Genomic DNA, 23,297 nt, shown 5'->3' with positions numbered 1-23,297 from the left:
GAGCGGGACCGAGGGAGGTTAATCGAGGTAGACGAATTCACTCTGGTTTAGCAACACACGACACAACTGGATCAGGCCATGCTGCTGGGCGAAGGTGGCGTACTCGCGACGTTCTAATTCCGTGGAAGATCGACCGAGCGTCAGCCAGATCGCACGATCGACCTGCTTTTCCAGCGTCTCGCCTTCCGCTTCGATCCGTTTGGCGAATGCCTCGGCCATGACCAATTGGAACGGATTGTTCAGCATCGATAACGCCTGGAGTGCGGTCAGCGTTTCATCCCGCTGCGGGGTGCTTTGCGACGAATCGGCACAGTCGAGCGTTGTCATGTACGGATCCGGCTGCGAGCGGACCACGAAGCGATAAATGCTGCGGCGGTGCGAAGCGGCCTCGCGCGGATCGAACTTGTGGTACTCGTAGTGGGGCGAATGCTCCGCCTTTTCCAGCTCGAACAGGTAAAAGCCAGGCCCGCCCATCGTCAGGTCCAACTGGCCGCTGACCGAGAGGATCGAATCGCGAATCTCTTCCGCTTCCAGCCGGCGGCGATTCATCCGCCACAAATATTGATTGCTGCCATCTTGCCCGGCGTTGGCTTCGTTGTGAGTGGACGATTGGCGATACACGCTGCTGGTCACAATCAACCGATGCAACTTCTTGAACGATTGCCCGTTGTCGCGGAATTCGACCGCCAGCCAATCGAGCAGCTGCGGGTGGGTTGGCTCTTGTCCCATCCGGCCGAAGTCGTTCGGCGTGCCGGCGATCGGTTGATCGAAATGATACTGCCAGATTCGATTGACGATGCTGCGCCAGGTAAGGGGATGATCGTCAGCGGTAATCCATTTTGCCAGTGCTGCGCGACGATCGGCTTCGCTGTGCCCCGTCGGCAGCGAGAATTGGCAGTCTTCATCGCCAGGCAAGGGAAGGGCACACGGAATCGCTGCTTCCTGAGGATCAGTGACGTTGCCGCGATGCAGCACGTGCACGTCACGCGGCCTGCCCCCGGTTGGTTTGAAGTTGCCCTGAGCGGGAAACTGTGTCGCGGCGGCGTAAACCATTCGCCCGACTGGCAGGCCGCTTAGTTCTCGATCGATACGTTGCTGCTCGGCCTGCAGCTTGTCGCGACGCGAGATTCGTTCTGGCGTTTCGATCTGGCCTTCGAGCTTGGCCAATTGTCCCCGCGCGACGATCAGCTTTTCGGTGGCAGTCGGATCAAGTGACTTAGGCCAGCGGCCATCGACTAAGTTCGTACGTCGCCAGCGGGGCGGAGCTTCGATCGAATCGTGCGAGGTGACCACCGACGTGCGAGCAACATTCTGATTCGCCGCGTCGAACACTTCGACTTCGGACAAGGCAAAGATGAAATCGTTTTGCCGCGTCGCCAGCTTGGTGGCGGTAATGCGAATGAACTGAGCCGTGCGGTTCGCTTCCGCCTGGTAACTTCCCAGCAGGGGATTGGTAACGTCGTGCCTTGTTTCGTCGACCACGATTTCCGCATCGTCAAACTGCGGATTCGCGGCGACCTCGATCTTGAAACGTACCGGGAAACCGAAGCCAGCCCCAATGCCGGCATAATCGTCGTAGCAAGGGTGAAGCACGATCTTGCTAAGCTCGACTGGATGTTCGAGATTGATCTGTACCCACTTTGCGGCGTTGGCGGTTGGCTCGATCTGGCTGTGATAACCATGTTCCGGCACGTTGGCGACCGGCAAAGTTTTACTGCGGAGCGATTCCACCTGCTGCCGCAGTTCGACCAGCTGATTACCGCCAGCTGTTTTGATTTCTTCTTGGAGCGAAGCTAACTGGGCGGCGACCTCTTTCTTTCGCGTGGCCAGTTGTTGTCGCCGCTGCTGAACCTTGGGATCGAGGTCGTATACCCGCTCGGCACGGTCGACCGCCGCGAACACCGCTTGCAGCCCGTAGTAATGCTGCTGCGTGTACGGATCGAACTTGTGATCGTGACAGCGAGCACACTGAATCGTCACGCTGCAAAACGTATTGAGCGTGTTGGTGACCATTTCGTCGCGATCGAGATTGCGGGCATTCTTGCCATCGATCTTGGTTGCCGGAACTTCCACGTGCCCGATGAAATCCCACGGCCCGGCCGCGATGAAACCAAGTCCGAGGATGCCGTCTGCCTGGCCAGGGAAGAGAGCGTCGCCTGCGATTTGTTCCTGCACGAACTGGGCGTACGGTTTGTCTTCGTTGAAGCTGCGAATCACGTAGTCGCGATAGGGCCACGCGTTCTGGCGAAGCTTGTCTTTGTCATAGCCACAAGTGTCGGCGTACTTCACCACATCCAACCAATGCCGCGCCCAGCGTTCGCCGTAGCGGGGCGAAGCCAACAAGTGATCGACCAGCTGGCCGTATGCTTCGTCATTCAGACCAGGCGTTTCGTCTGATTCTCCAAGCTTTTGCGACCAGGTTCGCATCTCCTGCGGCGTTGGAGGCAAGCCCGTCAGATCGTAGTACAACCGACGGACGATCGTTCGGGCATCTGCTTCCGACGAAAGCTGCATGCCTCGCTTATCCAGCTGCGCGATCACGAACGCATCGATGGGAGTCCGAACCGAGGCTTGTCGTTCGCTGCGAAGGGCGGGCACCTCTGGTCGAGTGAGCGGTTGACGTGACCACCAGTCATCCTTCACTTCCAGCTGCAGCTCGCTGGGCCACTTCGCACCGTCTGCGATCCATTGCCGGATGTCGGCGACTTCTTCGGCAGCAAGGGGAGGGCTTCCTTTCGGCATCTCCGGCTTCTCGCCCACGAGATAGTCCAACAGAAAGCTGGCCGAAGCATCCCCCGCGACGATCGACGCGCCGCTGTCACCGCCATCGATTGCCTTGTGGGCAGTCGTCAGCGAAAGGCCGCCCCCATGTTGAGCGTCGTTGTGGCATCGCAAGCACTTGCCGGCCAAGATTGGTGCGACTTGCTGGCGGAAGAACGTTTCGTCGGGCTCGGCAGCTTGCACCAAGCCGCCGCAGAATAGCACGGCGATCAAAGCAAAGCGGACGAACAAACAGTTCATGGGTGATGACATCAGAGCGAAGCTTAGGCAGGCGGGAGGCAGGGGCCCGGCTTCGAATGGTCTGAAACCGTGGCACCGTCTGAGTTTGCCATACGAGTCGCCTGATTGGCAAGTGAAAACGTAGGCTTTTCTGCGGCAGTCCGTTTCTCTATCTCGTTGGTAACAAAGGAGATCTCTCCATTAATGGTCGCATCGCGGAAATGTGGTGTAGTCATCTTGCCTTAATTGTTTCGCATGTAGAAAAAAACGCAGCGGCGCGTTATCTTCAAGCGATTACGTTTGTCCCCCTTGGTTAGCAGCCTGTTGAATTTCTCAGATCGGCTAAGCTATTGAGATTGGGGCGAGGGCAAGGCGTGAGTCCGCAGGCATATCCACGAGATATGTCGAGGACTTCTCAACGCCGCAATCTCAATTACTCGCTAACGAAGCAGAAAATCAACCGACTGCCAGGCCCATAGTTCACCCATGATCGAGTCTCTCGCGCTTCTCGCTTCCAGTCGAGTTACCACGCCCCTTGTCCCGATTCAGCTTCCAGAATTTGGTGTGCCGATTTGGTGCAAGCTGGAATACTTGAATCCCTCCGGTTCGACCAAGGATCGCATTGCCCGGTACATTTTGTCGAAGGCGGTTCGCAGCGGTGTGCTTGCGCCAGGGGATGCGGTCGTCGAGGCATCGAGCGGTTCGACGAGCATTGCCTTCGCGTTGGCCTCGGCTCAGTTGGGGCTGAAGTTTACGGCGATCATGCCGGAAGGCGTGAGTCGCGAGCGGGTCACCATCATCAAAGCCTATGGGGCAAAGGTCGAACTGACGCCAGCCGACGATGGCATTCAAGGCTCGATCGATCGCGCGAAGCAACTGGCCGCCGAGCAAAATGCCTTCTGGCCAAGTCAGTTCACCAACCAGGACAACGCCAAGGCTCACCGCGACGAAACGGCCGGCGAAGTGCTCTGCCAGATTCCAACCGGTAAGGTCGATTTGTTTGTTAGTGGCGTCGGCACCGGCGGAACGCTGGTGGGCGTCACCCAGGGCCTGGCGATCGCTGGCTGTCAGGTCACGCCCGTTTTGGCCCGACCGGTGAGTGATAAGCTGTTGTCCGATATCGAATGTTGCAGCTTCAGCAAACGCATCCCTGGCGTGGCGGACGGCCTGTCTGATATTTTCCGCAATGCGGGCTTTGCGAATTTGAAAGAGTTCGAGATCTCGGACGACGAAGCGATCGACGTCACGCGAAGACTCATTCAAGCAGGCTTCCCCATCGGTCCAAGCTCTGGCCTCAACTACTTGGCTGCGGTCCGGGCTTACGAGGAACATGGCGGCCAGCCGGTTTGTTTGACGGTGTTTCCAGATCGCATGGAACGTTATTTTTCCACCGAGTTGTTCAGCGGGATTTAACGTTCTCCGTTTTCTGTGTTCAAGCAGATAAACGGGAAGGACGAAAACCTCGGGCGGCCGCGATTTACGGAACCCAAATCACCCACACGGCGACGAGCAGCACGGTGCCCACCACGGTGACGATTAGGCCGGGCGTGCGTGTTCTCTTGAGGAACAGTAGCAAGATCAAGCCGGTAATCGAGACCAACACCAGCAGAATTGCCGAGACATCGATCAGCACCGACCACTCGCTGCCGGAGTCGCGTCCCTTGTGCAGGTCGTTCATGATCGCCACCACACCACTGGCCGTTTCGGTCAGGGTGTACTTGCCGGTCTCTCGATCGATGAAGATGTCGGCCGCGTACCCAGGCCCTTTGAAGACGACCATGCAGTCGAAGTCGGTTACCTCGAACTCGCTGACTTTTCCTTTCAGCTTGTGCGTGGCACGCAGTTCTTCGGCGATTGCCAGCTTGTCGATATCTTCCCCTAGGGCGGAAGTCGGAAAGCTGCCGCTGTCGTCACGAATGACCGGTTCCGAGGCGCCAAACCACGTGGGGTGATTCAGCGTCAGTCCGGTCACGGCGAAGAACAACAACGTGGCGAAGCTGATCATCGACAGGTAGGTGTGCAGCCAGCGAGTCCATTTGGCGCTGGCGGCATACCATTTTTTGCCAGGATGGGCTGGCTTGGCGTCTGACTTCATGAGGCGTCCGTCTTGGCCTCGGCCTTCTTGGCGGGAACGTAGCGGTACGAGATTTTGTCCATCTCGGCGTTTTCTTTCAGATCCTTCTTGGCGATTGGCTTCTCGCCCCATTCGATCTTTTCACGAATGAGCTGATAGCTTCCATGTTCGCGAGCGACTTCCAAACACAGCGTGTAGGTGCCCGGCTTCAGCGGTTTACCCGCGTTGTCGGTGCCGTCGAAGTAGGCGTCGTAGTTGCCGGGGCCGCGTGTCGCGCCGGAAATGGTACCAATCAGTTCGGTTTCTTCCACGACTTGTCGCAAGCGATCGTTGCGGTACCAACGAGTCAGGTCGCGGTGCCAACGTGGGCCAGGCTGTTCGGTCTGCATCCACAGCACGGCGGTTTTGACGGGGAAGCCATCGGTGTCTTCCAGCCAAACGGCGACGTAAGGCCGACGATAGCCACGGCCACCTTGCGGACGAACCAGCGAGAAATCGACCCACAGGCCAGACTCTTGCTTCTTTTCATCCTGTAGCATGACGAGCATCTGAGGTGCGGCGGTCTGCGAGTGGAGAGGCCAGCCACTGGAATGAACGACGCGCCCATCCTGCATGACAAGGCAGCATTCGGTTGCCGTCAGGTTTTCGATCAGGGCCAAGCCTTCGACGGGGCCCAGCACGCACAGGGCAGTGGCCAACGCATCGGCATCGGCTGCGTTTTCGGCGACCACCGAGGCGGATGTGACTTCGCCGGCTGGCAATCCACTGCGAGGATCGAAGATATGGGAATAGCGTCGCCCGGCGATTTCGAGATAACGGCGATAGTCACCACTGGTCGCCATCGCGATTGGCTGCGTCGCGACGAACTTTTCCAATGGACGTGCTGATTCGGCCGTGTGACGCGGGTCGACGACCGAGATTTCCAGCGGAGCGTCGCCCAGCTTTCGCAGGTCGCCGCCGATGTTGATCGTGAAATCACGGACCGAGCTGAACTCTCTCTGCACCATTTCGCAAATGGCGTCCAAGATGTAGCCCTTGGCAATCCCATCCAGGCTGATCGCCATCGTATCGAGGCGATCTACCTGGGAGGAATTGCTGAGTTGGTAGGGGGGACGTACCAACTGCGAGAGCATCGATTGTCGGGCTTGATCGGAAGGAACCATGCCTTGCCGAGCTGAATTTTCCCACAACGTGGTCAACGCTCCGCACCGGATATCGAACGCGCCACCGGTGACGCTGCGCCAATGTTCGGCACGTTTGAGCACCGTGACGAGTTCGGCGGAAAGATCGGCTGACGCAATTTGGCCCGCTTGCCACTGCATCAACTCACTTTGGGCGTCGTAGCGGCTGAAGATCGCGGCCTGGCGGTCGATCTCGTGCAGGACGCGTCGCTCGATCTTGTCGGCTGCGGATTGGTTCGGGGCGGCGACGATCAGTTCCAGGGAAGTTCCCAGAACATGTTCGTGCTGAAAGCGGAAGTCTTCCGCATTCACAATCGGGCCGCTGACGCCAAAGGCCAGCAGCGAGAGGCAAATCAAAGAAAGCAACTTCATCGATATCGTCCGCGGGAGCTTAGTAACGAAAAGGTTGGGCTGGGCGTATTATCCAGCGAAAATAGAACCGGTCAAAACCGAGTCGTTAAAAGGGGGCCATGCCCTGGTGAGCATGGCCCCCGAAACGACTAAATTGGCCCACTTTAGTCTTGTTTCGATTCGTCGGAATCGACGTCCGACTCGGTTTCGTTTTGCTTCTGAAGGGCTGCGACAAGTTCGTCCTGGTCGAGCAGTCCATCGCCATCCTGGTCGCCCGATGCGATCAAAGATGCCAGGCGATCACCAAGCTCGTCGGCTGACAACTTGCCATCTTTATCAGCATCCTTTCGCATCATCGACTTGGCGTTGGCTGCTGCTTCGCCACCGCGTCTCCGGCCACGGCCGGAAAAGCTCATGCCGGCGACTTCTTCTGGGGGTGCGTGTGGCGTGGGGTCCAACAGCACGAAGTTCGCCTGACCGTCGACTTTTTTGTCTATACCATAAAACAACAGACGCCCGCCAAAGTTTCGCAGGGTCATGGAAGGTTCTACACCTTCAATCGTTTCGGCCAAGATGGTCCAGCGATTGGAAGCGGGATCGTAGACCTCTAGCGACGGTTCTGGGGCGAAATGGCCGTTGGTATTCGAAAATCCGCCGAACAGAAAAAGTTTCTCGCCATCGGTCGTTAAGCTGGGGAACACCCGATGCCGATTGGGGGACGCGATCTCGCGCCACGTTCGATCGGTGAAATCGAATACATCGACCGTTTCGACAATTTCGGTCCCTTCGCCTAACCCTCCGACTAGGAAGTATTCGTCACCCAAACGTGCTGCGCCGAATGAGCGTCGGGCATGCGGCAGCGTCACGCCAGGGAGCGGGGCGATGGACGATTCGTCGCCCCACCAATGAACGATGTCGGTGATTAGGCTGCCACCCTTTCCGGCACGGCTGCCACCGAAACTCCAGATGGCGTCGTCGTAGGTGGTGGCCTCGAACATGCCGCGGGGCTGCGGCAAGTCGGCCGACGCGATGCTCCAGGTTTTTGATTTAGGATTCAGCGAAAGCACGCCGCCGAGCGAACCGAATTGCTGGCCATTCATTCCCAAGCCGCCCAGTACGAAGATTTGATCGTGATTGCTGGTGACGGACTGGGCGACGGCCGCTCCACTTTGCATTGCATAGGGCATGTCAGGCAATCGTTCGACCGACTGCGAACCGATATCGAACACGAACGCCTCGTTGACGAATGCTTCTGGAGAGAAGTCATGTGGCGAGCGGCTGGCATTGCCGCCAAAGGCATATAGCTTGCCTCCATCGAGCACCACGGTTTGGCTGTGCTTCGCTTGGCCATCGAACGGAACCGACCATCGCATCATGTGCGGGGCATCGCTTTCAGCTTGTACGTTGACCGATTCCACCACCGCCATGCGGCCCCCCACGGACGAAATTCCACCCAGGGCCAGCAGGCGTGAATCGTCCGCCGGTAGCAAGCGAAGGAACATGCGGGGATACATCAAGCGCGTTTCCACTTCCCAATCGGTGCCGTCGTCGCTCAGGCGATAGACGATGCCCGATCCGCCGGAAACGTATAGGTGACCGCCGGTGGCGAACGAACTCGTTGCGAAGCCAGAGGTGCTGCTGTCCGCTTTCAACTCGGGGCCTTCGCTCCAACGATTTGCCTCGGGATCGTACACCGAAACTTTGCGGCTGATCCCGCCAGGCTGAATGCCGCCGAACAGGTAGATTTTGCCATCGTGGGCGGCTAACGAGATCGCTCGTGTTTTGTAGCCAGGCCCGGCGAGTGATTCCCAACCTTTTTCCGGATGATCAAGGTCGAACCGCAGCATGTCCTCATGCCAAGGAGCGTCTTCAGATGATTCCCCCTGCAGATTCCAACCGCCAGCGACGTAGATGTGGCGTCCGAGCACGGCGGCATCAAGCGACGAACGTGGCTCCGGCAGAGGAGCGAGTTCGGTCCACTCGTTCTTTTCGACATCGTACTGGCTGAAATGTGCGGTCGAATTGAAGTTGGTGTCTTCTTCGCCACGGTTTAAGAAGCTGAGCCCGCCAATGCGATACAGGTGCGTTCCATCGGTTACCAAGGCCGTGCTTTGCGAAGGTTCGTGCTTGGCGAGTTCTTCCCACTCGGCATCGGGATCGTCGAACTTGATGCGCCGGAAGTGATCGGCCAGCACGTCCAGGCCAAAGCCGTGGGCATCGCCGTCATGGCCGCTGAATACGTACAGGTAATCTCCCAACACGGCCGCACCGAAACTGGTGAGCGATTCGGGCATCGCTTTGTGCAGTTGAACTGGCTGCGGGGCGGGCAGGTGCAATTGATGGCCGCTGAATTCGAGCTTACGCGTCGATCGCTGGCCATCGCTGCCGACCTTGATCGTGTAGCAGTTGTCGGGCAGATAGAAGTTGCCTACCTGTTTCCAGCCGAAGTAGTTCGAGAGATTTGATTCAATGTTGCCAGTGTCGGGATCGCGGAATGTGACCGACGTGGTTCTAGGCAACACCTTACCGGCTGGCGTGGTGAAGTTTTCGAGCGTGGTGATCTCGAACCAGGACGATTCGTTCCGGCGAATCACTTCTTTCAGCTCACCGTTCTGGATACGAAAGATACCCGAGCCGTCGTCTTCGGCGATCAGTCGTCCGCCAGCGTGGCCAGGGCCGTTATCCTGAAACTTGACTTGATACTCGTGTGGTGCTTCTTCAGGGCGACGGTGCGCGATCACCGATCGCAGCTTCGACTTCAGCCACGGCTTTTCGGCTGCTTGGTCGATGTTGAGGACGTATTCGAAGTCGGGACCGACGTCGATTGTTCCTTCGTACCGCTCGTTGTCTTCGCTGACCACGATGTTGGCCGAGAAGCCAGGAAAGTTATGCCAAACCTCGCGGGCATCGTGGGCAGCTTTACGCAGATCGGCCGCAGTGGGAGTGGGCGGATCAGCGGATTTTTTGTGTTTTAGTTCGGCTGCTATTGTCGGCAAGGCGAACGCTGCGATCAAGAGGAACGTGAGGTTGGAGTATTGAGTTCGCATGGAATCGATTTCGCTGAATGGGATCAGGGGGAATGTTCAGGGATGCCGCGTTTGCTTACTTGGTGGTCTCTTCCGGATCGTGAAAGGTGACGGTTAAGTAGTGCGAGGCGGAATCGTATTTCTGATCGCCGATCGAGCCGCTTTCGTCTTTCACGGTGTGCCCGACCATGATGCCATTAAGCCCTTCTTCAACTTCCTTGTCGGTGAAGGAAACTTTGCCGTCCTGGTCGGTCTTGGCGGTCGCCTCTTCGTGGCCTTCTTCGCAGAACAGGTGCACATCTGCGTCGGCCAACGGCTTGCCTTTCCACAACACGTAGGTGTCGATTCCCTTGTCGGTATCGACCAGCAAGGTTTTCAGATCTTGGTCGGTCGCCGAGTTGGCGGCGTCGTCCTTCGATGTAGGCAATTTGCCACCGACATGCACGGTGTAGTATTCCAGTCGCGAACCATGGTAGATGCCAAAGGTGACTTGCGACTGAAGCGTGGTAGCGGGGTCGACACGGTCACTCGATTGACGACCGATCAGTTGGTCAGTCTCTACACCGTGCAGCGTGACCGTTTGTTTCGCCCCTTTGACGGTAACCGCATACACATCGCATTTCGCGATCGGGCCGGGCAGTTTGTACATACGATCGGCCGGGTTCTCGCCGAAGAAGTAGGTCACCTTCCCTTCGTCCGAAATCGTGACCCACGGAAAGTGAGCATATGCTGGCGACGCGGAAGCCAACAGGCTGGCCAGCAGTAGGAAGAGGCGGAGACATTTCATGGGAATACCTTGGGGGAAGTTGGTCTGCGTGAAAGGACTTGGCGTGGCGAAAGGCTATTCCGACGATTGATTCTTCAGGGCGTACAACGTGTCACCGGTCCGCAACAGCAAGTACGGTGGGACGGCGACGGCGGAGTACAGCGTTTCTCCTCCGCGTGCTGGCCGACCTTCTTCGGCCGGGGCAGAGGCGAACAGTTCGTTCTCAGCTACCGAGTCGCCACTGGTCATGTCGATGACCGACGTGGTTCCTTTCGAGCCGAACAAATACAACAGGTTGCCTTGGCTGAGGGGCGTGGCCCAAATGCCGCCGATCGGTAGGCGAGCGGTCGATTTTTGCTTGCCGGTTTCCAGATCGACACCGAACAACACGCCGCCACGATTGACGAAGTAGGCGGTTCCTTCCGCGACAATCGGACTGCCGAAGCTTGATTTGGCTTTCGCGGCCTGCCAGGCGAAGTCGGCTTTGAAAGTGCCGTCGTCTTGCTTGACGATTTCGATCACGCCGTTCGACGTGCCGTCGGTCTGAGCAGCTTCTTCACCGCGTCCATCCGAGGCCCCAATCAGAAATCGTCCGTTGCCAACCGGAATGGGTGTGCAAGTGGTGTTGTTGGCAATTTGATCGAAGTCCCACAAACGGTCACCGGTCGCGGGATCGAAGCCGGCGATCTTGCCGCTGGCACTGCAGATCAATTGTGTGGTTTCGCCAACTGGGATAAGTCGAGGCGAACTCCACGAAGTGGAACCAAGGCCGTCGACCTTCCATGCGGTTTCGCCATTCGATTTGTTGAGTGCCGCCAGGTAGGGCTCTTCGGAACGTTCGACCCACACGAAGACATGCTCGTCGTTTTGTTCCAGGGACGAGGCAAGTCCATGCCGCGAGGTGATTGGTCCGTAGTCTTCTATCAGGTTACGTTGCCAGCGAATCTCACCCTGGGCATCCAAGGCAACGACCAGCCCTCCTTCAAAGTAGGTGACAAATCCAGCGGCATCGGCCACGCCCGTTGGGGCGGCTCGACTGACGTACGACGTGTTTTCGACAGGGCTGGGATTCTTCAGTTCGACCTGCCACAGCTTCTCGCCGCTGGCCAGATTGAGCGACGTCACAAAGTACGCTTCCTTATTCGGTCCGCTGGTCGAAGTGACGACGATTTGCCCGCCTGAAACGATTGGTGTCGATTGACCGTAGCCTTCGATTTTCGCCTTCCAAGCCAGGTTGGCGTCGGCCGACCACTCTTGGGGCAGCGCCGCGCCGGTGATCACACATTGGCCACCGTTTTGGAAAGTGGGCCAACCGCTGCCGGACGTCAGCTCCGCAGCCGAAACGGTAACGCTAAGGCCGCAGAGCATGACAAGGGAGAACGCAAATGAAGTCAGTCGAATGGTATTCATGGATTTAAAGCCTTGGGCTGGTGTTCTTAGTCGATCCGATGGCGGCGCTGGCAAAGCGAGATGCCAATGCACTAATCGTACGAAACTTCCCAGGATGGGAGGTAGAAAACACGGCGGCCTTAGGTGGAATGCGAGGACAGGGCGAAGCAAATCACTCAATCTGCCCGTGGCAGGGAGTACGCCCGAATGCTGGCAGAGAAGGCTGGCCGGCGCGGAAATGGAATTGAGATTAAATCTCATTACTAGCTCAGGATACCAATCTAACTTGGTTTTGCAAGGTGAACGGTGTGAATTTCCGAAACTTCGCGCACAAACGGTCTCGCCACGGCGCGAATCGCCGCAAGGAACGAACGCTACCTGGCAGCGGCTTTCTAATCAGGAAATAGAATTCTGGGGCAACCCTTTGAAATATCAGGGTTTACGTCACTACCTAAGAATTCGTAGATTTATTTTGGCCGCTCGCTGCGTCGGCGCTCGCTGGGTAATTTGGACAACACCCTGTGACACACACGCAAGGACCTTTCGTCATTAATCATTCCACCGTGATCTCGACTCCCACCCAACCTCTGGCCAGCCTGGCTCGCAAGCTCGACGCCTACCTGTTGGCCTTGCTGTTGGTGGTGTACGCCTTGGCGGCATTTCTGCCGGGGCCTGGGATGGTCATTCGCACGCAAGAAGTCTTCCACTGCCCGGTGACTGTGCTGATGCTCAGCGTGATGCTGTTTTTAGCCGGTCTGGGAATCGAAGCTCGTGAAGTGCGTCAGGCCATGCGATCGTGGTGGCACGTGTTGATTGGTTGCGTTTTGCTAGTAGCTGCTCCGTGGGGGATCGTGGCAGCGCTGGGGGCCTTGCCGTTGTTGTTGCCAGTTGGGTTGTTGGCCGGGCTGGGGTTGGTCGCCCTGATGCCTTCGGCAGCATCGTCGGTCGCGTGGACGCAGCTTTCCCGAGGCAATGTGGCGATCAATGTTGCGTTGATCTTGCTCAGTACGATCCTGACACCGGTCTTGCTGGGCGTGATCACGCAACAAACTCACGCGAGTTTTGGTGAAGCAGGCACGTCGATTTTGGAAATTGGCATGTGGATCGTGCCGTCGGTTTTGCTGGGAGCCCTGGTGCGACACTTGGTCGGCGAGGCCCGCGTTCATGCCGCCAAGCCGATGTTGAAGGTCGGAAGTGCTTCGATCTTGCTGCTCTTGAATTATGCCAACGCTTCGGCTGCGTTGCCGAAGATCGTCGGCGACTTCCAACCGATGGTGCTGCTGGTCTTGGTGCTGACCGTGTGGGGCATGTGCGGGGGGATCTTCGTGTTGAGCTGGTTTCTGACCCGTTGGTTGAACGTTGGTGATTCCGAAGCTCGCTCGCTGGTGTTCGGCATCGGGATGAAGAACACCGGCATGGCGTTGGTCTTGGCCGGCTTGTGGCTCGAACAGTTTCCCTTGGCTTTGGTGGCGATCATCATCTACACGTTCAGCCAACACTTGTTCGCCGCTGGCTTCCACCAATGGAACCTCCGAACCGGTGCCGTCTCTGCCGACTAGCAGAGAACAAGCTTCCAATTTCAGATGCTCGTCGGCACTAACTTCTTTTGACGGTTGCCAGCCGCCTCCTTCATCAACCAAGTCTCGGTGTGCCCCGGACCTCTGGTCCGTGTCTTCCGTCGTGAAATATTGGTGATCGTATGCTTCGATCACATCGCTGGACTGGTAGGTCGCACTTTTCGAAGACGCGGTCAGGATGCCTGGGGCACACAGATTTTCTGCTTCGGCCAGGTTGATTGAAGGGCTGATTCCTTCGACCAAATCATTCGGCGTCTCGAGGTTCACTTGTGGAGGGGAATGCGAGCGACGTTGCTTGGGCCCCGGTGTTGGGCCTGGCGGGCGCCACGACCAGAGGTCTTTCTCTTCCTGCTCGCGTTGTGCTTGATAACGTTGGCGGCGATCTTTCTCTTGGCGGGCATCTTCCTGTTCGTCGTTGACGCGTTGGATCATCCGGCGCAGCCGCTTGCCGATTCTCGACCAGGAGAACTTGCTACGCGTGACCGGTCGGGTGACGCACAGCTGGATGTCGTCAAGAATCTCTTTTGGTGTTTGTGGGGGTAGGGGTTGATCGTTGCCCGTTTGTTTAAGCTGTTTCTCTTTCAACGAAGCGTCCAAGGCTCGCAAACGTCCCGACACGTCGACCAGCGTTTGATCGACATGCGAGATCAGCTCGCGGACCGAATGTTTGATCTCGTCTCCTGTTGGAGGCTTCGACCGGCGCAACGGCGGCAAAACGCCTGCGGTGTACGCGTCGAGTTCGGCAGCGAGTTGGAGATACGTGTCGGACATGAAATCGGAACGAGTGCTGGCACCGCATGAAATGTTGACTTGTGGCTTCGGTTATCCAGAGATCGTGTAAACCTAGCAAGCAATATTTTGGTGAGTCACCGCATGGGACACGATAGAGACGCTGTTTGCCCAGCGATGGGACGCATCGAGACTCGCACGCAAAGCGGAATCGGTAAGCGCGATCGTCGTGGAAATTCGCGGAGATTTCCTTGACGCGTCCGATCAATGTCCGACAACGTCTTGCGCGTGTCCGGCAAGAGAAGTGCCGATTGTTACGCTTCGGTAGAGGGAGCCATCGACATCTCGGAGGGCGATGGCTGATTCGCGGCGGTTCTGGCTTCGACCTTGCGGGCCAGGCCGACGATTGCCAAGCCGGCGAGGAGAACCAAGCCAAGGGCCCAGCGTAAGGTAATCACTTCCGAAGCGAAGCCGATCAGGGGTGGGCCGACCAGGAAGCCGAAATAACCGACCGTGGAAACCGTGGCGATGGCGACCGCAGGCGTAATGCCGCGAATCTTGGCGGCGGCACTGAAGATCGTTGGGACCATGGCCGAGGTGCCTGCTCCGACGAAGCTGAAGCCAACAATCGCGACGGCCATGTGTGGCACGAGCACCGCGAGAGCGATGCCCAGGATGGTCAGCGTGCCGCCGAGGCGAACCGTGTTGATCGCTCCGATCGCGGTGGTCACGTGATCGCCAGCCAAGCGGCCGATCGTCATCATCGTGGAAAATGCTGCGAAGCCCATCGCCGCGTAAAAGTCTGGGGCGGCGGAAACCTGGCGGAGGAATACGGCACTCCAGTCGGCCATCGCCCCTTCGCTGAGCATCGCACAGAACGCCAACAGACCGAGCAGCAGGCAGCGGCTTTTGTGTCCTTCGCTGTCGATGAAACTGAGCGTCGGTTCTTCGACCAAATCAGAAGCCAACGCGCGGGACAATAACAGCGTGAGGATCACCGCCAGCGTGCCGACTAACGAGAAGTGAACCAGCGGCGAGATCGACTGCGAAGCGGCCACGCCTCCCAGCAATGCGCCGGCGATGCCGCCCAAGCTAAACGCTGCGTGGAACGACGACATGATCTTGCGGCGATAATGTCGCTCGACCGAAACGGCCTGGGTATTGATGGCAACGTTCATCGCTCCGAAGCCAGCCCCGAAGACGAACAGCACCAGCGAAAGCAGAATCACACCACCTGGCAAGGCGAGCAAAGGAAGCGACAAGCCGAACAAAAGGGTTGCCAACAGCACACCCCAGCGACTACCCAGGTGAGCCACCAGCCAGCCGGCCAGCGGCATCGCGACGAGCCCGCCGACGCTCATCATCAGCAATGCCATCCCCAGGGCAGCGTTGTCGAGTTGGAGCTTCTCCTGGATTTGAGGGATGCGCGTCACCCACGAGGCAAAGATCAGCCCGTCCAGCAAAAAGAAGGTCTTTGCGGCGAATCGTGCAAAACGAAGCTGAAAATGTGGCGAATTCGGCGTCATGCGAGGTATATTATGCATGATTCGTCATATCGACAAGTGCGGAAATGGGCAATCGAATGAGCGTCGACGAGCGAAAAAACGAGATTCTCCGGATCTTGGAGGAGAACAACGCCATCCGAGCGGGGGAGATGGCTGCACGATTCGGCGTGTCGGAGGACACCATCCGGCGTGATCTACGCAGCTTGGCGGATGAAGGGCTGATTCGCCGGGTTTACGGCGGAGCGGTCTCGCCGACGCATACTTCCCAGGTTTTCGCCGATCGCTTGAACGAATCGGTCGGAGCGAAGTCGGCCATTGTCGAGGCCGCGGTCCAGCTTGTTCAGCCGCGGCAAACTCTCTTTCTCGATGCCGGCACCACGGCGGCTGCCTTGGCGGCGAGCTTACCCAACAATATTCCGCTGACGGTGCTGACCCACAGCTTGCCGGCAGCGATGGCGCTGGTCGGTAAACCGATGATCGAAGTGGTAGTACTCGGAGGGAAGCTGTTGCAGATTTCGGCGGCCATGGTCGGGACCGAAGTCGTATCGGGTTACACGCAGTGCCGGGCCGATCTGTGCTTCTTAGGGGTGACCAGCGTGAGCGCGGAAACCGGCGTCAGTGTCTTCGACTTTGAGAATGCCGAGGTGAAGCGAGCGATGATCGGTGCGGCGCAGCAAGTCGCCGTGCTGGCCGCGGCAGATAAGCTGGGGACGAACGCGCCGTTTCTGGTCGGCGCGCCGTCGGCAATCGATTGGCTGATCACCGACGCCCCCTCGAATTCGTCGCAAGTGGAAGCGATTCGAGGCGCAGGCGTGGAAGTGATTACCGCCTAGGCCGTGGCCGACTTACTTGCCGGCCGCCATCAGCGCTTCGATCTCTTCGACTTCGACTGGGATGTCGGCCATCAGATCGACCGGTCCGTTCTCGGTAACCAGGATGTCGTTCTCCAGGCGAACGGCGAAACCTTCGTCGGGCAGGTAGATGCCCGGTTCGACGGTTAGCACCCAGCCTGGGGCAAACGGGGCATCGACCGGGGCAACATCGTGCACGTCGAGACCGAGCGGGTGGCCCAGGCCGTGCATGAAGTACTTTTTGCAGGCCGGCTGGTCGCGGGTATGCTTGGCGACGTCTTCCTTGGTGAGCAAACCTAAGCCGACCAGTTCTTCGTTGATCATCTCTTGGGCTTCATGCTGCCAGTCGCGATGCAGCTTGCCGACAACAGCCCCTTCGATCGAGGCTCGCATGGTGCGGAGGACGGCGTTGTAGACATCGCGCTGCCGCTCGGTGAACTTGCCGTTGACCGGAATGGTGCGCGTCATATCGGCGTTGTAGTTGGCGTAGTTCGAGCCGACATCCAACAGCAGCATGTCGCCATCATTACAGACTTGATCGTTGTCAATGTAATGCAGGCCGCAGGCATTCTTACCGGAAGCAACGATCGGCGTGTAAGCGAAACCGCCTCGGTTGCTGATGAACTCGTGCGCGAGTTCGGCTTCGACTTGATGTTCGGTCACGCCTGGTTTAACAAACTTGAGAAGACGCTCGAAACCTTTCTTGGTGATGCTGACCGCTTCGCGAATCAGATCGACCTCGGGCCCGGATTTGACCGCTCGCAGTTGATGCAGCAGTGGAGCCAGGCGGCGATAGGTATGCAGCGGGTATTGCTGTTGGCACTCGAGTAAGAAGCGATCGTCGCGGGTTTGCACGACGGCAGCGGCTCGACGATGTTCGTTCCGGTTGAGGAAGACCTGATCCGCGCCGAGCATGCAATCTCGCAGCACTTGCGGGAAGTCTTTGAGCCACTTCACGGTGGTGACGCCAGATGCGGCGGTGGCGGCTTCCTGGGTCAGCTTTTGCCCTTCCCAGATTTGCAGCAGTTCGGTCGGTTCGCGGAGGAAGAGGATTTCGCGATGTTTGGGCTCGAACGCGTCGGGGTAGATCAGGAGGATCGATTCTTCTTGTTCGACTCCTGAAAGATAGAACAGGTCGGTGTTCGGGCAGATCTTCAGGCTTCCGTCCGCGTTGGTTGGCAGCACATCGTTGGCATGAACAATCGCCAACGAGTTGGGGGGAAGCATCTTGGCCAGCTTGGCACGGTTTTCGACAAAGAGGTCAGAGCTTATGGGCAAGTGTCGCATCGAATGGCTTTCCTACGAAATGAAGGGGGTGCGGCATCATTCTATTCGCGGGATCGATCTTATCCCGCCAGCACCCAGCAACACAATTGTAGCAAATCGCGCACGTTGCGACCTCCCTCCCCACGCCGAGATTCTCGGCGTGGGGGAGGACGAATGTTCATTGGATATTAGTCGAGCACCATACGGACGACGATCGGAGTCTTCTTGCCAGAGAGTAAGTTTTTATGAGTGCCTTGCCATAGTTTGGGTTCTTTCCCTACCAGGACGAATTCCCAGATGCCGTTAGAGGCGACATGAGCCGGGTTTGTGATCTTATCGATTTCGAGTTTGACCTCTTCCTCGGTTCCTTTCCATTTGCCCAGTACCTTTGGCTTTCCTTCCGAAGGTACGTCCCAAATGTTGCCGTTCGGTGTAGCCCGAAATTTTCCATACCAGGCTAATTTCCCCTTTTTGTTTTTCATGCCCCATTGCCAAATGATGCCAACAACTTTGTCCTCGGCCTGAGTCATTTGAAAATCCACAGAACAAACGATCAACGCAAGGCTGAAGATGAGGATTCGTAAGGGATAAGCCATAGTGCTCTCATTAAAAAAGGATGTATCCGATTAATCTATCTCGCCTTACCATTAGTTCGGCGATAACGTGACTTGCTTCTATTCGCTAGTCTTCTATTAAGCGAATGACGATTGGAATTTTGACGCCACTTTGATGCTTGAATGTGCCTTCCCAGACCTTGGGTACTTTCTTGACCAGGACGAACTCGTACTCACCAATAAATCTCTGCATCCTCGGGTCTGAATGTGGAGGGACCTTCGCATTCGTTTTCTCTTCGTCACCGCTCCATTCGCCAACCACTTCTGGGGCATCCGCCTTTCCCATGGACCAAAGTTTTTTATCCGGCGTAGCGCGGAACCTTGCCTCCCATTTCACTTTGCCATTCTTCTGTTTGCGGCCGATTTCCCAGATGATTCCCACAACGTTGTCTTCGGCCTCGGCGGGCTTTAAGGAGAGGCAGATGGTGGAAAGAGCAAAAGCAACGATTAGCAGGCGAGACCAAGTTTTCATGATGTTTTCCTTACAGTGCTGTGAATAAACGAAACAATTGATGGGATACGGCAGCTTTATTCACGCACGCGGTGGCATGTGAATTTCCAATGTCGACCGTCGCCCGCGATCAGCAGGCCTGACCAATGTCCGGGCTTTTCCATCTTCATGAATACACTGCCCTGGATTCCTTCAGTGGGAGTGTGTTTGCCATTGACGTTTTTCTTCGGTGTGAATGCTCTAAGATCGGTGAAATTCAGTCGGGTACGTGGCGAACCATTGCGAGTTTTTCCACCGACGTGGATCTCGTTGCCCGCAACTTTCTCTTCATGATTATCCGGACCTGGCGTTACCTTTTGGTAGATGACTTTATTGTTCACGCGAAAAGCACCAGACAATTCGCCCAGGTTAGGATTCTTAGGAGTCATCGTGAATCGCCAGATCGCGCCCTCAAAGGCTCCCAGATCCTCGGCCCGGGCATCGCTGACGGTAAACGACGCGACAGATATCATCAGCAGTGCGAGTGTCAAAGGTCGTATCAAGATCATTTAAGAAACTCCGATTCATGAAGGTTGTGGATTATTTCTTACTGGCCGAAGGCTCCAGGATCACGTTGAGGCGGAGGCGGGGCTTGATCGGCGGTTGCCAGTTTTTCCCAAGCCACCAGGTAGTTAGCGATACCATCCTGCATGTAGGAACCAACACAGGTCGGATACCAGCCAGCAAAACGACGTCGGATGAGTTCTTGTTCGTACTGCGATTGGGTCAGTTCGAACGATACGTCCCAAGCAAGCTGGTCGAGGTTCTCGCGAAAGACGCACGAGACCTTTGGCTCGCTGGTCCCGACTTGCATTTGGAAGACATGAAGGCGCCATTTGCGGTCACGGAACTGCGGGACTTTCTGTTGAAATTGTGCAAGCGTGAGACCGACGAAACTTTGATTACCAATGCCTGGGAAGTGATGGTGGACGTAGGCACTGTTTTTACCTCCACCTGACTCGGTGTAGGCGAGTGACATTGGTAACCAGCCATCGCGTTTCGATTGATCGACGGCTGGCTGTAGTTCACGCTGCATCACGTTCCAGGTAGCTGAGTCTTGCAAGGTTCGCCACCAGATTTTCAGGCCTGGGCCTTGAAGCGGTGGTGTGTCAGCCGACGGGAAAAGTACCTTCCAATAAATGTCGTGCGTGCGTCGCATTTGGTTGAAGTTGCGTCCGGCACCACGATCGTCGTCGAAGAAGTCGACTTGCCACCGAGGGTTTCCCGAATCGTTGATCGCGACGGCATCGAATTTCGTTTCTGGCGACCCCCAGCGAACATTGATCCGCTGCGGAACGAACTTGCCATGCAGCGAATCGAGCCATGTTTTCAGTTGATCGAGCGACGCTGCATGGAGCTCAGAGAAGTCGGTCACAGGGGCCGTAGCAATCGTCGGTTTCACCACAGCAGGGTAAGCTTCGATGTCGCAAGCCAGGCGAAAACCGATGGTGTAACCAGAGCGTTCTTTTTCATCGACATAGATGCGGTAGGCGGAACGGGAGTGATAGGCCCACCACCAGAAATCACCTCCGCGGGCAACACGATTGGTCAGATTCTCGTTTGTAGGACCAAGCGGATCGATCGTTGTGGGCCCGTCCGGCGCAATGTCGTAACGTGAATCCCAACGATCTTGGACGTATTCGTGAACATTGCCAGACATGTCGTACAGTCCGAAGGGATTCGATTGAAAGGATCCGACATCGGTAATGCCGCCGGCGTAATTGGAATGATTTTCTTGGTCGAACAGCGAGTCAATTTGATCTCCGGTCCAATAAGTCGTTTGGGTACCGCCTCGACAGGCGAATTCCCATTCTGCTTCGGTGGGGAGTCGATAGGTGGGCTGATCTGGCGTGATGCCAAGTCGCCTTGCCAGTCTCCGGAGGAACTGCTGCGTTTGCTGCCAAGTGATGCCCTCGACCGGAAAGTTGAGGGTCACCGCTGCGGGATTGGACAGAAGTTCCTGCTTCTCGCCCCCGGCTTGAAAGTAGGAAGGATTCTGCGACATGATCGACTCGAACTGATTCTGCGTGACCTCGGTGGTGGCGAGGTAGAATGGTTTCGTCAGGGCGACGTGATGCTGCGGTGCTTCGCTGAGCAAGCAGGCCTTCCAGAACACTTCGTCCTCGACATGATGACGGCGACTTTGAATGTCTTGAGCCGACGTTCCCATCATAAACTCGCCGGGCGGGATCAAGCGGAATTTGATTCCGAGGGCGTCGGTGAACTCGACCGGCACGCCCAGGTACTCGGCCCATTCGGTTTGGTGCTTTAAGGCCGCTTCACGGTCGAAAGGTGTGATGGCCGGAGTAGGCGCATCGGCAGCAAGATGTTGCCAGTGGGCTGCCAGCGGTTCTTTCTTTTGTGGCGAAGGTTCAGGGGTGGCTGCGGCGACGACAGCTTCCGGCGGATCAGGCGGTTGGGTTGAAGAGGCCTCCGCGGGATCTTGTCGGTTAAAGGCCAGCAGGCCAATCGTCAAAGCCAGAATCGACATCGCAGCGATCCCACCACCAATGAGCAGCTTGTGGTGCGAGCTTGGTGTGGCTTGTTCCACGGGCGAGGAAACTGGCTGCGGTGTTGGTCGAGGCGTCGATGACTTGCCGCGGCTTTCGATGATCTGGCGAAGCTCGGTGGCAGACTGAATGCGATTGTCGCGTGACTTTTCATGCAAGCGATTGACGAGTTGTTCGAGCCAGGGCGGGCAATCGGGAGCGAGCTCGGAGATTGGCCGGGCCTGATTTTGGACGACGCGCTGTAAGACACCGACGGTACTGCGCGAACGGAACGGCATCCGTCCGGTAATCATTACGTAGAACACACTGCCAAGGCTGAACAAGTCCGAGCGATAGTCGAGTGTCTGGCCTTGGGCTTGTTCGGGGGACATAAAGATCGGTGTGCCAGCCAGGACGCCAGATTGCGTTAAGCTGGCATCATCCACCGCGCGAGCGAGACCGAAGTCGGTGAGCACTACGCGGAGCTTGATCCGATTCTCGATCAGGATGTTGCTGGGTTTGATGTCGCGGTGGATGAGGCCGACGGCGTGGGCCGCTTCCAAGCCAGAGGCGAGTTGTTCCGCGATTTCGATAACTTCGGCGATCTCCAGCGGACCGGCGTCATCGATCCGATCTTGCAAGGTCTGTCCTTCGATTAGCTCCATCGCGATGAACGGAGTGGGCTTGCCGGTGATATCGTACAGATGTACCACGTTGGGATGACGCACCTTCGCACAAGATTGCGCCTCGCGAATAAAGCGTTTGCGCGGAGGCGACGTGGTCGCGAGTTGCGGGGCGAGAACTTTGATGGCGACTTGCCGATGGAGTCGCCGATCGAACGCTTTTAGTACGATGCCGAACGCCCCGTGGCCAAGCAAACTGATAATGTCGTAATACCCCAGCTTGCCGATGAACTGCTTACTGGTAGGTGGTTCCAAAAAGTCGAGCGAAACCGAGGGACTCGCTGGATTGGCACGTACGTTCGTTTTCTGAGCGGAGCCTCCTTTCTCGGCCGATGCCGCTTCGGAAGAAAGGGCGGGCTCAAGGAAGTTGCCGATGCTGTCGGCTGCGGCTAACAACGCATCGATTCGTCGACGGAGCTCGCTGTTTCCTTGGCATGCTTGGCGCAGAAAGCTGGCCCGCCGCGCAGGATCGGCGATGTCGATTGCCTCGAAAAAGAGCTTCTTCTCACGCATGTGGAAGGTCCCTAGGTCGCTATCGCGCCAAACGCACCTCGGCCGCTCGCCAGAGCATCGAACCGTTCGATGCCACAGAACCTAAGCGCCAGTCGCGAATGGGGACTGCCAAAGTTTTCTAAGAATTATGGTTCTTTTCCCGAAATCCTGTCGTACAGCCAAGCTTTCGCGAAATTCCAAGTCCGATGAGCCGTTCGCTCGGATATTCCCAAGGCCGTCGCGGCCTGTTGAACCGATAGGCCTGCGAAGTAACGCAGGTGTACCAGTTCAGCCGCGGTCGGATCGACTCCGGCAAGTTTGGTCAGGGCTTCGTCGAGCGAAAGCAAATAGTCGGGCGTATCGAGCCGATCGGTTTCCGCTGGCAACTGATTCAGGTCGATTGGAACGCGCGACCACGCAGCGCCTCGTTTTAGACGCTTCTTGTGTCGTGCGTGATCGACCAAGATTCGCCGCATGGCTTGGGATGCGGCCGCGAAGAAATGCGATTGATCGGCCAGTGGGGCATTGAGATAGCGTATCGCGGGATCTTGCGGCTGAGACGAGGAATGCCCATTTCCATTCTGGCTGTTTCGTTCCGGTCGGATTAGCCGAAGGTACGCTTCATGGACAAGGGCAGTTGGTTGGAGCGTGTGAGCTGATGATTCCCCTTGCAAATGTTTCGCTGCCAGCGCTCGAAGTTGATCGTAGACCAACGGGAATAATTGGTCGCCTGCCTTTTGGTCCCCTGCGTTGATCCTCTCCAGCAACTCGGTGGCGTCGGCCATGTACGGAATCCATTAACTCTGTCCGTTTG

At 57.2% G+C, this 23,297-nt stretch carries 17 protein-coding genes; 4 read left to right on the top strand and 13 right to left on the bottom strand.

Annotated elements, in window-relative coordinates; translation table 11 throughout:
- Positions 1 to 18 precede the first annotated feature (18 nt).
- Positions 19 to 3,021 (bottom strand): PSD1 and planctomycete cytochrome C domain-containing protein, encoded by a 3,003-nt coding sequence (locus tag C5Y83_RS10485; protein WP_105329619.1) that lies wholly within the window; start codon positions 3,019 to 3,021, stop codon positions 19 to 21.
- Positions 3,022 to 3,486: 465 nt separating this feature from the next.
- Between C5Y83_RS10485 and C5Y83_RS10480 the strand changes: the two genes are divergently transcribed.
- The gene (locus tag C5Y83_RS10480) at positions 3,487 to 4,413 is read left to right on the top strand and encodes a PLP-dependent cysteine synthase family protein (RefSeq protein ID WP_105329618.1); all 927 of its coding nucleotides are present in this window, start codon (positions 3,487 to 3,489) and stop codon (positions 4,411 to 4,413) included.
- Between the two features lie 64 nt (positions 4,414 to 4,477).
- On the opposite strand, the gene C5Y83_RS10475 is transcribed toward C5Y83_RS10480, so the two are convergent.
- From C5Y83_RS10475 to C5Y83_RS10455, 5 genes are all read right to left on the bottom strand, one after another.
- Complete coding sequence (locus C5Y83_RS10475) at positions 4,478 to 5,095, bottom strand: PepSY-associated TM helix domain-containing protein (RefSeq protein ID WP_105329617.1); 618 nt, start codon at positions 5,093 to 5,095, stop codon at positions 4,478 to 4,480.
- Positions 5,092 to 6,627, bottom strand: coding sequence for a DUF2271 domain-containing protein (locus C5Y83_RS10470; RefSeq protein WP_105329616.1), 1,536 nt, complete (start codon positions 6,625 to 6,627; stop codon positions 5,092 to 5,094). The genes C5Y83_RS10475 and C5Y83_RS10470 overlap by 4 nt, the downstream gene beginning before the upstream one ends.
- A gap of 143 nt (positions 6,628 to 6,770) precedes the next feature.
- Entirely contained in the window at positions 6,771 to 9,653 is a 2,883-nt protein-coding gene (locus C5Y83_RS10465; RefSeq protein ID WP_105329615.1) for a DUF3386 family protein, read from the bottom strand.
- A gap of 55 nt (positions 9,654 to 9,708) precedes the next feature.
- Positions 9,709 to 10,419, bottom strand: a complete 711-nt coding sequence (locus C5Y83_RS10460; protein ID WP_105329614.1) for a hypothetical protein — start codon at positions 10,417 to 10,419, stop codon at positions 9,709 to 9,711.
- Positions 10,420 to 10,473: 54 nt separating this feature from the next.
- Complete coding sequence (locus tag C5Y83_RS10455; protein WP_158262317.1) at positions 10,474 to 11,808, bottom strand: PQQ-binding-like beta-propeller repeat protein; 1,335 nt, start codon at positions 11,806 to 11,808, stop codon at positions 10,474 to 10,476.
- A 500-nt stretch (positions 11,809 to 12,308) separates the two neighbouring features.
- Between C5Y83_RS10455 and C5Y83_RS10450 the strand changes: the two genes are divergently transcribed.
- Complete coding sequence (locus tag C5Y83_RS10450) at positions 12,309 to 13,346, top strand: bile acid:sodium symporter family protein (RefSeq protein ID WP_105329612.1); 1,038 nt, start codon at positions 12,309 to 12,311, stop codon at positions 13,344 to 13,346.
- 297 nt (positions 13,347 to 13,643) lie between these two features.
- The gene (locus C5Y83_RS10445; RefSeq protein ID WP_105329611.1) at positions 13,644 to 13,907 is read left to right on the top strand and encodes a hypothetical protein; all 264 of its coding nucleotides are present in this window, start codon (positions 13,644 to 13,646) and stop codon (positions 13,905 to 13,907) included.
- A gap of 500 nt (positions 13,908 to 14,407) precedes the next feature.
- Here C5Y83_RS10445 and C5Y83_RS10435 read toward each other — a convergent pair whose 3' ends face one another.
- Positions 14,408 to 15,637, bottom strand: coding sequence for an MFS transporter (locus tag C5Y83_RS10435; RefSeq protein ID WP_105329609.1), 1,230 nt, complete (start codon positions 15,635 to 15,637; stop codon positions 14,408 to 14,410).
- A 26-nt stretch (positions 15,638 to 15,663) separates the two neighbouring features.
- Between C5Y83_RS10435 and C5Y83_RS10430 the strand changes: the two genes are divergently transcribed.
- Positions 15,664 to 16,431 carry a DeoR/GlpR family DNA-binding transcription regulator gene (locus C5Y83_RS10430; RefSeq protein WP_105329608.1) on the top strand — a complete coding sequence of 256 codons (768 nt, stop codon included), beginning with the start codon at positions 15,664 to 15,666 and terminating at the stop codon, positions 16,429 to 16,431.
- 12 nt (positions 16,432 to 16,443) lie between these two features.
- On the opposite strand, the gene C5Y83_RS10425 is transcribed toward C5Y83_RS10430, so the two are convergent.
- The 6 genes from C5Y83_RS10425 to C5Y83_RS10400 all read right to left on the bottom strand — a co-directional run bounded on the left by C5Y83_RS10425 (position 16,444) and on the right by C5Y83_RS10400 (position 23,268).
- Complete coding sequence (locus C5Y83_RS10425) at positions 16,444 to 17,736, bottom strand: aminopeptidase P family protein (RefSeq protein WP_105329607.1); 1,293 nt, start codon at positions 17,734 to 17,736, stop codon at positions 16,444 to 16,446.
- A 167-nt stretch (positions 17,737 to 17,903) separates the two neighbouring features.
- Positions 17,904 to 18,245 (bottom strand): hypothetical protein, encoded by a 342-nt coding sequence (locus C5Y83_RS10420; RefSeq protein WP_146117734.1) that lies wholly within the window; start codon positions 18,243 to 18,245, stop codon positions 17,904 to 17,906.
- A 151-nt stretch (positions 18,246 to 18,396) separates the two neighbouring features.
- On the bottom strand, positions 18,397 to 18,801 hold the full coding sequence (locus C5Y83_RS10415) for a hypothetical protein (RefSeq protein ID WP_105329605.1): 405 nt from the start codon (positions 18,799 to 18,801) through the stop codon (positions 18,397 to 18,399).
- Positions 18,802 to 18,857: 56 nt separating this feature from the next.
- A complete protein-coding gene (locus C5Y83_RS10410) occupies positions 18,858 to 19,328 on the bottom strand; it encodes a hypothetical protein (RefSeq protein WP_105329604.1) in 471 nt (156 codons plus the stop codon).
- 38 nt (positions 19,329 to 19,366) lie between these two features.
- Complete coding sequence (locus C5Y83_RS10405; protein WP_105329603.1) at positions 19,367 to 22,504, bottom strand: bifunctional serine/threonine-protein kinase/formylglycine-generating enzyme family protein; 3,138 nt, start codon at positions 22,502 to 22,504, stop codon at positions 19,367 to 19,369.
- Between the two features lie 125 nt (positions 22,505 to 22,629).
- On the bottom strand, positions 22,630 to 23,268 hold the full coding sequence (locus C5Y83_RS10400; RefSeq protein ID WP_105329602.1) for a sigma-70 family RNA polymerase sigma factor: 639 nt from the start codon (positions 23,266 to 23,268) through the stop codon (positions 22,630 to 22,632).
- Positions 23,269 to 23,297: the final 29 nt, after the last annotated feature.

Source organism: Blastopirellula marina (genome assembly GCF_002967765.1).
Classification (GTDB): domain Bacteria; phylum Planctomycetota; class Planctomycetia; order Pirellulales; family Pirellulaceae; genus Bremerella; species Bremerella marina_A.
This window is presented reverse-complemented; position numbering and strand designations above follow the sequence as displayed.

Excerpts from the sequence above, each read along its gene's own strand:
- C5Y83_RS10445 (WP_105329611.1), top strand. The coding sequence starts at position 13,644 with ATGCGAGCGACGTTGCTTGGGCCCCGGTGTTGGGCCTGGCGGGCGCCA.
- C5Y83_RS10415 (WP_105329605.1), bottom strand. The coding sequence starts at position 18,801 with ATGAAAACTTGGTCTCGCCTGCTAATCGTTGCTTTTGCTCTTTCCACC.
- C5Y83_RS10400 (WP_105329602.1), bottom strand. The coding sequence starts at position 23,268 with ATGGCCGACGCCACCGAGTTGCTGGAGAGGATCAACGCAGGGGACCAA.
- C5Y83_RS10405 (WP_105329603.1), bottom strand. The coding sequence starts at position 22,504 with ATGCGTGAGAAGAAGCTCTTTTTCGAGGCAATCGACATCGCCGATCCT.
- C5Y83_RS10455 (WP_158262317.1), bottom strand. The coding sequence starts at position 11,808 with ATGAATACCATTCGACTGACTTCATTTGCGTTCTCCCTTGTCATGCTC.
- C5Y83_RS10425 (WP_105329607.1), bottom strand. The coding sequence starts at position 17,736 with ATGCGACACTTGCCCATAAGCTCTGACCTCTTTGTCGAAAACCGTGCC.
- C5Y83_RS10420 (WP_146117734.1), bottom strand. The coding sequence starts at position 18,245 with ATGACTCAGGCCGAGGACAAAGTTGTTGGCATCATTTGGCAATGGGGC.
- C5Y83_RS10480 (WP_105329618.1), top strand. The coding sequence starts at position 3,487 with ATGATCGAGTCTCTCGCGCTTCTCGCTTCCAGTCGAGTTACCACGCCC.
- C5Y83_RS10435 (WP_105329609.1), bottom strand. The coding sequence starts at position 15,637 with ATGCATAATATACCTCGCATGACGCCGAATTCGCCACATTTTCAGCTT.
- C5Y83_RS10465 (WP_105329615.1), bottom strand. The coding sequence starts at position 9,653 with ATGCGAACTCAATACTCCAACCTCACGTTCCTCTTGATCGCAGCGTTC.
- C5Y83_RS10460 (WP_105329614.1), bottom strand. The coding sequence starts at position 10,419 with ATGAAATGTCTCCGCCTCTTCCTACTGCTGGCCAGCCTGTTGGCTTCC.
- C5Y83_RS10470 (WP_105329616.1), bottom strand. The coding sequence starts at position 6,627 with ATGAAGTTGCTTTCTTTGATTTGCCTCTCGCTGCTGGCCTTTGGCGTC.
- C5Y83_RS10485 (WP_105329619.1), bottom strand. The coding sequence starts at position 3,021 with ATGAACTGTTTGTTCGTCCGCTTTGCTTTGATCGCCGTGCTATTCTGC.
- C5Y83_RS10410 (WP_105329604.1), bottom strand. The coding sequence starts at position 19,328 with ATGATCTTGATACGACCTTTGACACTCGCACTGCTGATGATATCTGTC.
- C5Y83_RS10475 (WP_105329617.1), bottom strand. The coding sequence starts at position 5,095 with ATGAAGTCAGACGCCAAGCCAGCCCATCCTGGCAAAAAATGGTATGCC.
- C5Y83_RS10430 (WP_105329608.1), top strand. The coding sequence starts at position 15,664 with ATGGGCAATCGAATGAGCGTCGACGAGCGAAAAAACGAGATTCTCCGG.